This window comes from Ruegeria lacuscaerulensis (genome assembly GCF_013033355.1).
Taxonomy (GTDB): domain Bacteria; phylum Pseudomonadota; class Alphaproteobacteria; order Rhodobacterales; family Rhodobacteraceae; genus Ruegeria; species Ruegeria lacuscaerulensis_A.
In genome coordinates this window covers 127132-140309 of record NZ_WQDY01000001.1, presented here as the reverse complement: position 1 = coordinate 140309, position 13178 = coordinate 127132, and the positions used below count along the sequence as shown (strand labels likewise).

The following is a 13178-nucleotide window of genomic DNA, read 5'->3' as shown; positions in this document are numbered from 1 at the left end:
CGTGGAACACGAGACAGGAGACCGGCCATGACCGATCAGATCAAACAAGCGGAACGTTTCGCTGCCCTGCACCAAAAAGGCACACCGGTGATCCTTTACAATATCTGGGACGCTGGTAGCGCCGGTCCCGTGCGCGATGCCGGTGCCAAGGCAATTGCGACAGGCAGTGCACCGGTCGCAATGGCTCAAGGGTTCGGCGATGGTCAGAATATCCCGATGGACTTTGCGCTGGACAATGTCAGTCGCATCGTCTCAGCTGTCGATTTGCCTGTGACCTTGGACTTCGAAGGTGCCTATGCCGAAAGCCCTGTAGCAATTGCGGCCAACGTCCAGCGTGCATTGGAGACTGGGATTGTCGGCTTTAACTTCGAAGATCAAATTGTTGGAACCAATGATCTTTATGACATTGAAACCCAGGCCGCGCGGGTGACTGCGATGCGTGAAGGAAGCGACGTGGCAGGCGTTCCGGCTTTCATCAACGCCCGCACAGATTTGTTTTTGAAGGCCAAGCCAGAAGAGCATGACAATGCGATGTTGGATGAAGCCATGGCACGGGCCAGTGCCTTCGCAGATGCAGGGGCAAGCGGGTTCTTCGCACCGGGTCTTAAGGACGAAGGATTGATCGCTCGGCTTTGCGAATCGACCGAACTGCCGGTGAACATTATCGCATTGCCCGGAACGCCTGATACGGCGACTCTGGCCTCGCTTGGTGTGGCACGTATCAGCTATGGCCCCGTGCCCTATCGCCAAATGCTGCGCTGGTTGCAGGAACAAGCAAGCGCGGCATTACAGCAAGGCGGCTGAAAACCGAGTTTTGTTGGCGCTTTTTCGCGTATTGTGATCGTCAATGGTGGTTTGATGATCACGGATGGCTATGACAGGTAGTCCGTGCTTGGCGGGCTACCAAATATGGAATAACCTCGCGATATGTTGAAAAAGTTTTTTCTGGCGTTCCGACCGCCACAACACGACAATTTGCCTGACCCTGATGCAGAGCTTGCGCTAGGGGCGCTGATGGTGCGCGTGGCGCAGGCGGATAGGGACTATAAGCTGGAAGAAATCAGCCTGATCGACCGCATTCTGGCGCGGTTATATCAGCACAACGCGATCGAGGCCGCCAAGGTTCGCGCAACCTGCGAGAAACTGCACGCCGCCGCTCCTGAGACGGACACATTCGGCAAGCTGATCCGTGAGACCACCGATCTGCATGAACGTCTCGCCGCCTTAGACGCACTATGGGAAGTCGTTTTGGCCGATGGCAGCTCGGACGAAGGCGAAATGAAAATCGTCGAAGAGGCCCGGATTGCGATGGGTCTAAGCTATAATGACAGCCAAGCCGCCCGTGGCCGCGTGCAAAGACGCTTGGAAGAGACCTGACGGCGCTTTATATCTGGCGCATGTTTAGTGATTTTCTGTCCCGCCTGACAAACCCGCAGCCCGATCCGCTGCCCGATCATGATGCGCGCCTGGCGCTTACGGCCCTTTTGGTGCGGATCGCACGTTCTGACAATGACTATGCCGATAGCGAGATGTCCCGCATCGACCGGATATCCATGGAACGCTATGGCCTGTCCCCTTTCGAGGCCGCCGGTTTGCGCGCCCGTGCCGAAGATCTTGAAGCCGAGGCACCGGACACTGTGCGTTTTACACGTGCCATTAAAGAAGCGGTTGCCTATGATGAACGGCTCGCGGTCGTTCAGGCCCTGTGGTCGGTTGCTTTGGCGGATGGACACCGGACGGGTGAAGAAGATTCACTCTTACGGCTCGTGGTAAGTCTTTTGGGCGTCAGTGACGTAGACTCGGCACTGGCCCGACAGAAGGCCGCTAAGTCGTGATCGCTGCGCTGGGCATGTATGACTTGCCCAGCCTGCGGCCGGCCAACGACCGCTACTGGTCGTTGATTCGCTCAGCTTTGGGTTACGGCCCGGTTGAACTTACGCGCGATGCGGAACCCTGGGATATCTGGCTAAACCCTGACTTGTTGTTCGCGCAGGCCTGCGGTATGCCTTTTCGCACGCGGCTATATGGTCACGTTCAGTTGGTTGGTACGCCCGATTATGGTCTGTCTGGCTGTCCACCGGGTCATTATCGATCGGTATTTGTGGCACGCGCACGGGATTCACGCGGGCTTGCTGACCTTTCCCGAGGTACCTTTGCCTATAACGAGACGACGTCTCAGTCCGGTTGGGCAGGCCCCTTGGTTCATCTTGAAAAAATGGGATTGTGTCCTCTGTCCGGTCTGGAAACCGGATCTCACGCCATGTCGGCCCGCGCTGTGGCTGAAGGCGAAGCCGATTTTGCGGCACTGGATGCGCTCACGTGGTTGATGCTGAAAGAACATACAAAACTGGGAACGGAACTGCGCGATGTCGACGCGACAGAACCAACCCCTGCCTTGCCCTATGTCACCTCGGGCACACAGGACGCGACCGCTGTGGCCAATGCCGTTCGACACGCAATCAACGCTCTGCCGCCCCGCGACCGCAATGCTCTGCATCTGCTGGACCTGATCACGATACCTGCGCAAGACTATCTTGCTATTCCAAACCCCTCTCCGAACATGGTCAAGCAGCTTATTCCCTGACCGATTTGACCAGAACGTCTGGTCAATTTGACGGTTTCGCCCCCCAATCGTGTCATTTGCGCATTGCATTGAGCTGAAATTTAAGCCCTAGTACCGCACCAACACCAACAACACTCAGGTCGCCCGTGACAGATTCCACTCCGGTCATCGAGATCAAAAACCTACACAAGAGTTTCGGCAATCTTGAGGTGCTGAAAGGGGTGGATATTACGGCAAGACGGGGCGACGTCGTATCGCTTATCGGTTCGTCCGGGTCCGGGAAGTCCACTTTGCTGCGCTGCTGCAACCTGTTGGAAGACAGTCAGCAGGGTGAGATTCTGTTCAAGGGCGAACCCGTGCGCTGGACAGGTAGCGACCATCACCGCCGACCCGCAGACCCTAAGCAGGTTCTGCGTATCCGCACGAACCTGTCGATGGTTTTCCAGCAGTTCAACCTGTGGTCTCACATGACCATTCTGCAAAACGTGATGGAAGCCCCTGTTACCGTTTTGGGGCGTGACAAGGCCGAGGTTGAGGACAGCGCCCGCAAGTATCTGGAAAAAGTGGGCATTGGCGACAAGTGCGACGTCTACCCGGCCCAGCTTTCTGGCGGCCAACAACAGCGCGCTGCTATCGCGCGCGGGCTATGCATGGAGCCTGAAGCCCTGTTGTTTGACGAACCGACATCGGCGCTGGACCCCGAGTTGGAGCAAGAAGTAATTAAGGTGATCAAGGATCTGGCCGCCGAGGGGCGTACTATGATCATTGTGACCCACGACATGAAGATGGCGGCTGATATCTCAAGCCATGTCGTCTTTCTGCATCAGGGCCTCATCGAAGAAGAAGGTCTGCCGGAGGACATCTTCACCACCCCTGAATCCAAGAGGCTTCAGGGCTTTCTATCCGCCACACAGGCGGCCTAATAAACGGACAGGACCAAACTGGGGAGTAACCAATGAAAAAACTGATTCTGACCACAGCAGCCCTGGCGCTCGGCGCTGGTATGGCAATGGCGGATACCGTCCGTCTTGGCACGGAAGGCGCCTATGCTCCGTGGAACTTCGTCAACGATGCAGGCGAAATCGACGGGTTTGAGCGTGAGCTGGGCGACGAGCTGTGCAAACGCGCCAACCTGGAATGTGAATGGGTCAAGAACGATTGGGATTCGATCATTCCGAACCTGGTGTCGGGCAACTACGATGCCATCATCGCCGGTATGTCGATCACCGACGAACGTGACGAAGTCATCGATTTCACCCAAAACTACACGCCGCCGGATCCGTCTGCTTATGTTGCGATGTCCGATGGCGTTGATCTTGCCGGTGGTGTGATCGCTGCGCAGACCGGCACCATTCAGGCGGGCTATGTCGCCGATTCCGGCGCGACTCTGGTCGAATTCGCCAGCCCCGAAGAAACAATCGCAGCCGTTCAGAACGGTGAGGCGGATGCAGTCCTGGCGGATAAATCCTTCCTGGCGCCCTTCACCGAAGACGGCTCGGGCATGGTATTCGTTGGTGACGAAGTGCCGCTGGGCGGCGGTGTCGGTATGGGCATCCGCGAATCCGACGGTGAGCTGAAAGAAAAGTTCAACACGGCGATCCAATCCATGAAGGATGACGGCAGCCTGAACGCGCTTATCACCAAATGGGAAGTGTCTTCGACCTTCTAATCCAAACCTCAGCGGAGCGCCCGATCACAGGGCGCGCCGCATCTGAGCCCTTGCAAGTCAAAGAGGCCCGCCATTTTCTCGTTCTGCACTGATCCCGAAACGCTCGGCACGGTCCGTTGGTTCTCCTGTTACCTGACCAACGGTGTCCATTGGCTGTTCTACCTGTCCTTCTTCAAGGTTCTGCTGCTGCTGGCAATCACCGCGCCTGTGGCATTGGGGTTCGGCTTTCTTGGAGCGATGGCGGCCCGATCTCATTTTTTGCCGCTGGCATGGCTTGGCAAAGGCTATATCGCCGTCGTGCGCGGTGTCCCTGACATTGCCTTTTTCATGTTCTTCGTAATCGCTTTGGATCAGGCGTTCGAATGGACGCGACACAAAGTTCTGTGCCCCGAATGGACGGACCCGGTTAGGCAAGGCAATGATTTTATCGTCTGTCAGGCTGCGAAATTGCCGCTGGGCACATCCCCTGAATGGGTCCACGAAACCTATGGGTTCTTTCTGGCCGTTATTACCTTTTCGATCGTTTTTGGTGCCTTTGCAGCGAACGTCTTGTTTGGCGGTATGCGCGCGGTTCCCCATGCACAACTAGAGACGGCCGCAGCTTATGGCATGACAAATCGCCAGACCTTTTGGCGCGTTCTGGTTCCTCAGATGTGGGTCTATGCCCTGCCCGGCTTATCCAACCTTTGGATGGTGTTGATAAAGGCCACGCCGCTTCTGTTCCTGCTAGGCATCGAAGATATCGTGTACTGGGCACGTGAGCTGGGCGCGATCAAGAACCCGAAATTCACCCAATACCCCCATGGTGACTGGCGTATGTGGTACTTCCTTGCTCTGCTGGTGTTCTACCTTGGAATGACCCGTGTGTCCGAGATTGGCCTGGAACGCCTGATGCGCCGACTGTCGCACGGTCAGGCCACCTCAGGCGGAGAGTTGCTGCGTAAGGAGACGACGGCATGAGTTGTCTTCAGACTATTCAGGATTACGGCCTGCGTTCGATCGGGATTGGTGAGCGGTTGCTGCCACGCGATGGTTTCACGCTATGCGAACATTTCACCCTGATCGGCTCGGGCATGATCTGGAATATCTATTTCGGCATCATGGCGCTGATCACCGGGTTCTTTCTGGCCACTGCACTGGCCATGGGAAAAGCGTCGACAAAGAAATGGCTGCGCAAACCTTCGGAATGGTTCATCTTCCTTTTCCGAGGCTCGCCACTGTTTATCCAGTTTTTCTTTGCCTATTTCTTCTTCCTCTCCCTCAAACAGAATTTTCCCTTCCTTGACGCCCTGACATCCGCTTGGTTGGGCGCGCTGATCGTGCTGTTCTGCAACACGGCAGCCTATTCGGGCGAGATCTTCTATGGCGCGCTACGTTCGATCCCCAAGGGCGATATCGAGGCCGCAGACGCCTATGGCATGACCGGCTGGCCACGGTTCCGCCGCATCATCTGGCCCACCATGCTGCGGCTGGCTTGGCCTGCCTACACCAACGAGGCGATTTTTCTGTTCCACGCAACCACGCTGGTCTTCTTCTCGGCCTTCCCGGTCTGGCAGCAGCGCGGGGACGCTCTGTATTACGCGGGATATTTCGCGGACAAGACTTTCAATCCGTTTGTCCCCTACCCGATTCTGGCCTTTTATTTCATCTTGCTGACTCTGGCCGTGATCTGGGGATTTGGAATGGTCAACAAGCGTCTGAACCGGCATCTGCCGGTTGCCAAACGCAGTAAAATGAAACTGAGGCTGAATCTGGTGCGCTGACCCCGGCGCACCTTTTCGCAACACAACACGCGCACGGCTCTGCCCTGTGCGTTTCTTTATTCGCGTTTTTCGAGTAAATGGTACCGCCTCCCTGGCTTGAACAGGGGACCTCTGGATCCACAATCCAGCGCTCTAACCAACTGAGCTAAGGCGGCACTCGTGAGGGGCGATTTACCGAACGCGCCGGGGGAATGCAAGAGGATTAAAGCCGAATTTTCCAGCTTTGTTCGACAAGATCGACCCCAAAGGAATGCACTGGTTTGCTGTCCGTCAAATGCCACCCTTCAGCTTTGTAAAGCGCGCAAGCCGCCCTATGGCTTTCATGGGTCCATAGTGACATCTTCGTGAAACCAACAGCACGCGCGTGGTTCATACAGGTGCGCAACAAGCGTTTGCCAAGCCCCTTCCCCCTCGCCTTTGGCACCAGGAAAAAAAGCCGCAGTTTCGCTGTGTCCTCATCTAGCCGGACACAAAAAATACTCCCAAGGCGATCACCTGCCTGCTCGGCCACCCAACCGCATTCGCATTTGGGATCATGACTGGCCACGAACTCGTCAAGTATCTTGCGCACCAACCGGGCAAAGCTTTTGTCGAACCCTTCATCGCGCTCGTATAGGATTGCGTGCTGCTCTACCAACCAAGGCACATCTGACGCGCGAAAGAGTCTGATTGCTACATCGTTCATACTGTATCTGAGCGCATCTCTGTCTTGATTCTCAAGTCTTTGCGCGCTAGCACAGACCCTCATCCCCGGAGGCGCAAATGAGCATCAACACCGAACGTGACATTCAGGCAAATCTGCAGATCGGCCCAACCGATCGAGGTATGGTACGCCTGTTCATTGAGGCGGATGGCGTCGAGATTCCGATGGACTTTGAACCGGACGAAGCCGAAGAAATTGCGGAAGAAATCCGTGCTGCTGCTCAGGCTGCTCGGGCTGTTAAAGGCTGAAGTATCAAAGCCTTGGATCGCGCAACGCGTGTAGTCTCCGGGCCGCATCTGTGGCGAATTTCTGGATCATCTTTTTGCGACGTGCTGGTGCCAGTTTATCCTCGGGTGCCATTCGAACTATTTCAGCATCGTAGGCATCGGCGATAATTAGCCCCGTCTCAGGCGGCAACAGCTCGGTCGGAAAATCTGTATCCACGGCCCAGAAAAACCGATCACACCACTCCAAATAGCCCTGCCACTTGGAATCCGATTGGTAATCGGCTCGGCTGGATTTGCATTCCACTACCCACAATTCACCCTTGGGGCCCAACCCCATAACGTCCACACGCAACCCGCGCGCCGGCACGAATTCCTCAACAGAAACAAAACCGTGCGCGCTGAGATGACGCGCCACGCCGCGTGCTAGCTTCTGGCCGGGTTGTAGATCCAATGTCATTGGGAAAATGTGAACAATTCGTGAACAAATTGCAAGGGTGAGATTGCCGTTGACATGATACCATATGGTATTGGATAAATATGAAACCAAATGGTATCGAATATGAGGAAACGGATGCCTGACCAAATCCAAAACGCGTTTCGCGCGCTTGCGGACCCCACGCGCCGGGACATCGTTCAGATGCTTGCATCGCAGGATATGACAATCGCGCAACTGACAGATTGCTTCGACATGACCCGAGCAGCCGTCAAGAAACACCTGACCGTGTTGTCGGACGGGGGCCTCATCCGGGTCGAAGCTCGGGGGAGAGAACGCATCAACCGTCTTGAACCCAAGGGAATGGCCCCTGTTCTGGATTGGTTGAGCTTCTTTGATCAGTTCTGGGACGAGCGCCTGCGTAACTTGAAAGAAGCCATTGAGAGGAAAGAGACATGACCAACGCAGTTTTGCAAAAGACCATCTTCCTGCGCGCCGAACCGGACACTGTCTGGGCCTATCTGACCGAACCGGAACATCTTGCCGAATGGTTTCACAAGCCCGAACGCCCACTGGCAGCAGGACAAAGGCTTGAGATGTTCGGGACCACAAGTGGCGACCTGTTGATCTGGGGAGAGGTGCGTGAGGCGCGCAAGCCGCAGTATCTTGAATATACCTTCACGGTGAAACCGATGGGGGACGCTGTCAGCGTGGTCAAATGGACGTTAGAACCCATAGACGGCGGCACGCGATTGTCATTGGAGCACGAAGGCCTGCCACAAGGCGCAGAGGCTTTCGGCCTGATCCTGGCGCTGGATAACGGGTGGGACGAGCATTTCGGCAAGATGCGCAAAGCCCTGCACGAGACTGTTGACGCTTAACCCCTTGTGCCAGCCCGTAAGACGCCCTAACTAAGCGCTTGGCGGGTTCTGCCCTTCTTGTGACTGTTAGCATTCTGGTGGCCTTAAGCAATTCCGAGGGGGCTGGCTCTGTTCAGGTCCTGGCCTGATTACCTGGCGCCCACCTGTACATACAGGTCCTCGGGAATCACACCGCACGGTTGACTGGTGGTCCCGCCACAATTTTCTTTTAATTTCAGCGTTCTGCGCTGGAATCCTGCTTGACCGGAACCGGTTTGAATAGATTAACGACCGGCGAGCCGCGCCGTGGGCCACCCGGCTTTTCGGCCATGCTCATGATCTTGTAAGCAAACTGGACGCCTGCAAAGACAATCCCGTTCATGAACCAAATCATAACCAACGCCACCAGCCCAACGTCCGAACCCCAGATCAGCCCGCGCAGGTTAGCCACGTTCACCGCCAACAGCACACCGACAAACACGGCTGAGATCACGAAGCCCCAGATAACCTGAGTGATATAAAGACGGATGAGCTTGGGCATTGCGGCACTCCTTGTTCTGCAAGAAGCTTAGTCTGCCAGAGCACCTAGTAAAGGCGTCAGAACGCCTCGGGCTGGGCTTCGCGCGCCATGTGGTCCAGTACAGCGTTGACGAATTTCGGCTCTTTTCCTTCGGGGAAGAAGGCGCGGGCCACGTCGACGAATTCGGTGATGACCACCTTGGGCGGCGTGTCGCTTTGGGTTAGTTCGGCGCCTGCGGCGCGGAACGCAGCGCGCAGGGTCGGATCGATGCGCGCGATGGGCCATTTGGCCACCAGCGCGCGGTCGGTCATCTGGTCGATCGGGGCCTGATAGTTCACGGCGTCCTCGACCAGCTTGCGGAACAGGCGGATATCGCCGTCCAGCATTTCTTCGCCCTCATAGATGGCACCGAACCGGTGATCCAGAAACTCGTTCACGACTGCTTCGGTCGTCTGGCCTGACTGTTCCATCTGGAACAGCGCCTGAACGGCGTAAAGCCGAGCGGCGGATTTCATCAGGCGTTTCTGGTTTGCCGGTTTCGGCGCGTCTGTCTGGGTCATGCTGTCGTGGGTCCGTTGCTGTCGCCCGCCACTAGGATGGACTCGGACGGTGGCTTGAAGCCCACGCCCTTTTTGGAAGAGCCCCACTTACGGCTGAGCGCGATCAGATGCAAGGCCGCAGCGGCTGCCCCGCCCCCTTTATTCATCTTTTCTGGATTGGCGCGAACCTCGGCCTGTTCGTCGTTCTCGACGGTCAGGATGCCGTTACCAATCAGCAGGCCCTGCAGGCCCATCAACTGAATCGCGCGGCTGGAGTCATTGCAGACGGTTTCATAATGCGTCGTCTCACCGCGAATAACGCAGCCCAGCGCGACATAGCCATCATAGTTGCACTGCCGGTCAGCCATGGCGATGGCGGTGGGTATCTCCAACGCGCCGGGAACCTCGACCACGTCACAAGTGCCGCCCGCAGCCTCGATCTCGTCCTTGGCACCGGCAACCATATTGTCGGCAATGGCACGATAGAACGGGGCCACCACCAGCAGCAGTTTCACTGGCTTGTCGAATGTCGGAGTCGGCAGGACGCCGTGTTTGTCTTGTTCAGCCACGATCAGTCTTCCTTGAGGATGGAACGGGTGCCGACGATGGACAGGCCAAACGCGTCGAGCCCCAAGTATACGGTTTCGGGCGAGTCGGTCAGCAGCACCAGCTCGTGAATGCCCAATTTGGACAGGATCTGAGACCCCAGTCCTGTTTGTTTGATGGTCCTAGGGCCTTCATCCTCGACCGCGTAAAGCGAGTTGCGCGGTTGGCGGAACAGACAGACGACGCCGCGCCCCTCTTCGGCGATCTTCTCCATCGCACGCGGCAGTTCGCGCGAAGATTTAGGCCCGAGGCCCAAGATATCCGGCGCTTCGTGCAAAGCATGGGTGCGGGTCAGAACGGGTTCGGGCGTGGTGATGTCGCCTTTGATCATGACCACATGTTCGATGCCATGAAGCTGGTCAGTGAACAGCCGCATCTCCCATTCGCCACCATATTCCGAATTGACGGTTTCACGAGACGTCTCGACCACCAGATTGTCATTGCGGGATCGATAGGTGATAAGGTCGCTGATCGTACCGATTTTCATGTCATGGGTTTTGGCGAATTCCACCAGATCGGGCAGACGCGCCATTGTGCCGTCGGGCTTCATGATCTCGCAGATCACGCCCGAAGGGTTCAGCCCGGCCAAGCGCGAGATATCAACCGCAGCCTCGGTATGGCCCGCACGCACCAGCACCCCGCCCCGCTTGGCGCGTAATGGGAAGACATGGCCCGGGGTGGCAATGGCCGCCATCGTGTTTTGTTCATTGATGGCCGTCGCAACAGTCAGGGCGCGGTCAGCGGCGGAAATCCCGGTCGACACACCTTCGCGCGCCTCGATCGAAACGGTGAACGCGGTTTCATGACGCGAGGAATTGTTCACCGCCATCATCGGCAGTCCCAGCGCATCCACCCGTTCCGCGGTCATCGGCAGGCAGATCAGGCCGCGCCCATGGGTGGCCATGAAGTTGATCGCCTCGGCATCCGCAAACTCGGCGGCGATGACCAGATCGCCTTCATTCTCACGATCTTCGTGGTCGACCAGAATATACATCCGGCCTTTGCGCGCCTCTTCGATGATCTCTTCAATCGGGCTGATCGCGTCGCGCAGTTGCGCTTCGACGGGTCCGGGGGTTTCAAAGCTCATTGGGCAGCCTTTCGCAGAGCATGTTTGCACGGGTGGATAGACCACCCCGCGCGCAAAGGCCAGTCTGCAAACGTCCCGAACCGGTCAGAACGCGGCGTTTAACTCAGGACATTTCGGCCAGGCGGGCAACGTAGCGGGCCAGGGTGTCGATCTCGAGGTTGACTTTGTCTCCAATCGCAACATCGCCCCATGTCGTCACCTCTTTGGTATGAGGGATGAAGTTGATACCAAAGTCACTGCCGTCCACATCGTTGACGGTCAGAGACGTCCCGTTCAGCGCAACCGAACCCTTGGGTGCGATAAAGCGCGCAAGGTCCTTGGGCGCGCGCAAGGTCACACGGGTACTGTCGCCTTCATCCTCGATAGCAACGACCTCAGCGACTCCGTCCACGTGCCCAGACACGATATGACCACCCAACTCATCCCCGACTTTAAGAGCGCGTTCCAGATTGACATGTTTGCCGACCGACCAGTTGGACAGGTTCGTCTTGGATACCGTCTCGGCACTGATCTGAACATCATACCAGTCGTCCCCCAAGGCGATGACGGTCAGGCACACCCCATCGCTCGCGATTGAGGCACCTATATCGATGCCGGATGTCTTATAGGCGGTCTTGATCCGCGCCCGCAGGTCGCCCTGTTGGTCAAGTTCGGCAATGGTGCCAACATCGGTGACGATACCTGTGAACATTTCCTTTACCCTTCGGTTCCTAATATTCCATCCAGTCTACTTGCCGAGGTAAGCGTATCGGCGGTTCCGGGCAAGGCCCGCCTTGCCGGACGCAGCACAAAAAGGCATAAATTTCGCACCAACGAGCAAGAGCAGCACCAATGCCACCACTCACAAAAGGCTCTGAGCGCCGTGTTTTCCTGTTTCTACAGGGACCGCACGGACCGTTTTTCAATGCACTCGCACGCGTGCTGCGCAAAACAGGTGCCGAGGTTCGGCGTGTGGGCTTCAATGCCGGTGACCGCGCGTTCTGGTTCGACCGTGCAAGCTATATTCCCTTTACCGACCGTCCTGAGCAATGGCCTGAAAGTTTCCGCGGGCTGACTGAGACGCTTGGTGTGACCGACCTCGTCTTATACGGCGACGCACGCCCAATACATGCCCAAGCAATCAAGATTGCCAGCGAACGAAACATAACCGTGCATGTGTTCGAAGAAGGTTATCTGCGTCCGTGGTGGGTCACTTATGAACGCATGGGATCGAACGGGAACTCTCGCCTGATGTCGCTTACGATCCCGCAGATGGAACAAGCCCTCGAACGCTCGGACACTCAGGATCCCCCGCCGCCTTCGCATTGGGGCGACATGCGGCAGCACATCTTTTATGGTGCGCTATATCATTGGTTTTTGTTGTTCCTCAATCAGAGGTATCGCAACTTCCAGCGGCACAGAGAGCTGCCAGTTTCCAAGGAATTTACGCTGTATTTCAAACGGCTTATGCTGATGCCCTTTCACCGCTTGCAACGACGCTGGGCGACGTTTCGCGCTCGCAGAAGCGGTATGCCATATCATCTTGTGCTGCTGCAATTGGGGCATGACAGCTCGGTTCAATCGCATTCCGACTATTCCAACATGTCAGAATTTCTGGAACAGGCCATCAAGGGCTTTGCTGATGGGGCACCGCGTCACCACCAGCTTGTCATCAAAGAACATCCGCTTGAAAACCACCGAGAACCCCTGAACCGCAGAACCCGTCAAATCGCCAACGCCCATGGTGTCGGCGACCGTGTCCACTATGTGCCGGGTGGAAAGCTTGCGCGGCTGTTGAACGAAGCGAATTCCGCTGTCACCATCAACTCGACCGCCGGACAGCAAGTTTTGTGGCGCGGAATTCCGCTGCGCAGTTTCGGGCGGTCCGTCTACAACAAGCCCGAGTTCATCTCGGGACAGACATTTGCCCAGTTTTTTGGCAACCCCACCCCTCCTGACACGGCCGCGTATCAGGCTTATCGCCAGTTCCTGCTTAAAACTTGTCAGGTGCCCGGAGGGTTTTACTCCAGACGTGGTCGGCGGCAGTTGCTGCGGCGTGTAACGGATATGTTGCTTGCCCAATGCGACCCCTATGAGACACTGCTGCCGGGTAACGCGGCGCAGACGCCACAGTTGAAGATCGTTGAAGGAAACAAACGGCTTGATGCTGGAAGTCAACGCAATGACAAGCTAACTTAAGACAAACAAAAGAAGACTGAGGATATTCGG

Annotated in this window: 19 protein-coding genes and 1 tRNA gene; 12 read left to right on the top strand and 8 right to left on the bottom strand. The window is 56.6% G+C overall.

All coding sequences use genetic code 11. The features are described 5' to 3' along the window. The first annotated feature begins 27 nt into the window (after positions 1-27). The 8 genes from GOW48_RS00690 (at position 28) to GOW48_RS00655 (ending at position 5995) form a co-directional block, all read left to right on the top strand. The gene (locus GOW48_RS00690) at positions 28-804 is read left to right on the top strand and encodes an isocitrate lyase/PEP mutase family protein (RefSeq protein ID WP_170750580.1); all 777 of its coding nucleotides are present in this window, start codon (positions 28-30) and stop codon (positions 802-804) included. Positions 805-927: 123 nt separating this feature from the next. Then, positions 928-1377: a tellurite resistance TerB family protein gene (locus GOW48_RS00685; RefSeq protein WP_170750578.1), complete on the top strand. Its 450-nt coding sequence runs from the start codon at positions 928-930 to the stop codon at positions 1375-1377. 20 nt (positions 1378-1397) lie between these two features. Next, positions 1398-1835, top strand: coding sequence for a tellurite resistance TerB family protein (locus tag GOW48_RS00680; RefSeq protein ID WP_170750576.1), 438 nt, complete (start codon positions 1398-1400; stop codon positions 1833-1835). Continuing rightward, a complete protein-coding gene (locus tag GOW48_RS00675; RefSeq protein ID WP_331251776.1) occupies positions 1832-2584 on the top strand; it encodes a phosphate/phosphite/phosphonate ABC transporter substrate-binding protein in 753 nt (250 codons plus the stop codon). The genes GOW48_RS00680 and GOW48_RS00675 overlap by 4 nt, the downstream gene beginning before the upstream one ends. Positions 2585-2709: 125 nt before the next feature. Further along, positions 2710-3486, top strand: a complete 777-nt coding sequence (locus GOW48_RS00670; protein WP_170750574.1) for an ABC transporter ATP-binding protein — start codon at positions 2710-2712, stop codon at positions 3484-3486. Between the two features lie 32 nt (positions 3487-3518). Next, complete coding sequence (locus GOW48_RS00665) at positions 3519-4232, top strand: transporter substrate-binding domain-containing protein (protein ID WP_170352757.1); 714 nt, start codon at positions 3519-3521, stop codon at positions 4230-4232. A gap of 72 nt (positions 4233-4304) precedes the next feature. Continuing rightward, the gene (locus GOW48_RS00660; protein WP_170751365.1) at positions 4305-5192 is read left to right on the top strand and encodes an ABC transporter permease; all 888 of its coding nucleotides are present in this window, start codon (positions 4305-4307) and stop codon (positions 5190-5192) included. Continuing rightward, entirely contained in the window at positions 5189-5995 is an 807-nt protein-coding gene (locus tag GOW48_RS00655) for an ABC transporter permease (RefSeq protein ID WP_170750572.1), read from the top strand. The genes GOW48_RS00660 and GOW48_RS00655 overlap by 4 nt, the downstream gene beginning before the upstream one ends. A 78-nt stretch (positions 5996-6073) precedes the next feature. Here the strand turns inward: GOW48_RS00655 and GOW48_RS00650 are convergent. Both GOW48_RS00650 and GOW48_RS00645 read right to left on the bottom strand, forming a co-directional pair. Continuing rightward, positions 6074-6150: transfer RNA gene (locus GOW48_RS00650), tRNA-His, on the bottom strand. A 47-nt stretch (positions 6151-6197) separates the two neighbouring features. Next, positions 6198-6680 (bottom strand): GNAT family N-acetyltransferase, encoded by a 483-nt coding sequence (locus tag GOW48_RS00645; RefSeq protein WP_170750570.1) that lies wholly within the window; start codon positions 6678-6680, stop codon positions 6198-6200. A gap of 77 nt (positions 6681-6757) precedes the next feature. Between GOW48_RS00645 and GOW48_RS00640 the strand changes: the two genes are divergently transcribed. Then, the gene (locus GOW48_RS00640; RefSeq protein WP_170750568.1) at positions 6758-6946 is read left to right on the top strand and encodes a DUF6324 family protein; all 189 of its coding nucleotides are present in this window, start codon (positions 6758-6760) and stop codon (positions 6944-6946) included. Positions 6947-6950: 4 nt separating this feature from the next. Here the strand turns inward: GOW48_RS00640 and GOW48_RS00635 are convergent, their stop codons facing one another. Next, positions 6951-7382, bottom strand: a complete 432-nt coding sequence (locus tag GOW48_RS00635; protein WP_170750566.1) for an MmcB family DNA repair protein — start codon at positions 7380-7382, stop codon at positions 6951-6953. Positions 7383-7496: 114 nt separating this feature from the next. Between GOW48_RS00635 and GOW48_RS00630 the strand changes: the two genes are divergently transcribed. Further along, complete coding sequence (locus GOW48_RS00630; RefSeq protein ID WP_170750564.1) at positions 7497-7817, top strand: ArsR/SmtB family transcription factor; 321 nt, start codon at positions 7497-7499, stop codon at positions 7815-7817. Next, entirely contained in the window at positions 7814-8239 is a 426-nt protein-coding gene (locus tag GOW48_RS00625) for an SRPBCC family protein (RefSeq protein ID WP_170750562.1), read from the top strand. Before GOW48_RS00630 ends, GOW48_RS00625 begins: the two co-directional genes overlap by 4 nt. Before the next feature lie 214 nt (positions 8240-8453). Here the strand turns inward: GOW48_RS00625 and GOW48_RS00620 are convergent, their stop codons facing one another. The 5 genes from GOW48_RS00620 to GOW48_RS00600 form a co-directional block, all read right to left on the bottom strand. Further along, positions 8454-8759: a hypothetical protein gene (locus tag GOW48_RS00620; protein WP_170750560.1), complete on the bottom strand. Its 306-nt coding sequence runs from the start codon at positions 8757-8759 to the stop codon at positions 8454-8456. Positions 8760-8815: 56 nt separating this feature from the next. Beyond that, positions 8816-9298: a transcription antitermination factor NusB gene (gene nusB / locus GOW48_RS00615; RefSeq protein ID WP_170750558.1), complete on the bottom strand. Its 483-nt coding sequence runs from the start codon at positions 9296-9298 to the stop codon at positions 8816-8818. Next, positions 9295-9846, bottom strand: coding sequence for a 6,7-dimethyl-8-ribityllumazine synthase (locus tag GOW48_RS00610; RefSeq protein ID WP_170750556.1), 552 nt, complete (start codon positions 9844-9846; stop codon positions 9295-9297). Before GOW48_RS00610 ends, nusB begins: the two co-directional genes overlap by 4 nt. Before the next feature lie 2 nt (positions 9847-9848). Beyond that, positions 9849-10970, bottom strand: coding sequence for a 3,4-dihydroxy-2-butanone-4-phosphate synthase (gene ribB, locus GOW48_RS00605; RefSeq protein WP_170750554.1), 1122 nt, complete (start codon positions 10968-10970; stop codon positions 9849-9851). A gap of 103 nt (positions 10971-11073) precedes the next feature. Next, complete coding sequence (locus GOW48_RS00600) at positions 11074-11661, bottom strand: riboflavin synthase (protein ID WP_170352746.1); 588 nt, start codon at positions 11659-11661, stop codon at positions 11074-11076. A gap of 140 nt (positions 11662-11801) precedes the next feature. On the opposite strand from GOW48_RS00600, the gene GOW48_RS00595 reads away from it, so the two are divergent. Then, entirely contained in the window at positions 11802-13148 is a 1347-nt protein-coding gene (locus tag GOW48_RS00595; protein WP_170750552.1) for a capsule biosynthesis protein, read from the top strand. Positions 13149-13178 lie beyond the last annotated feature (30 nt).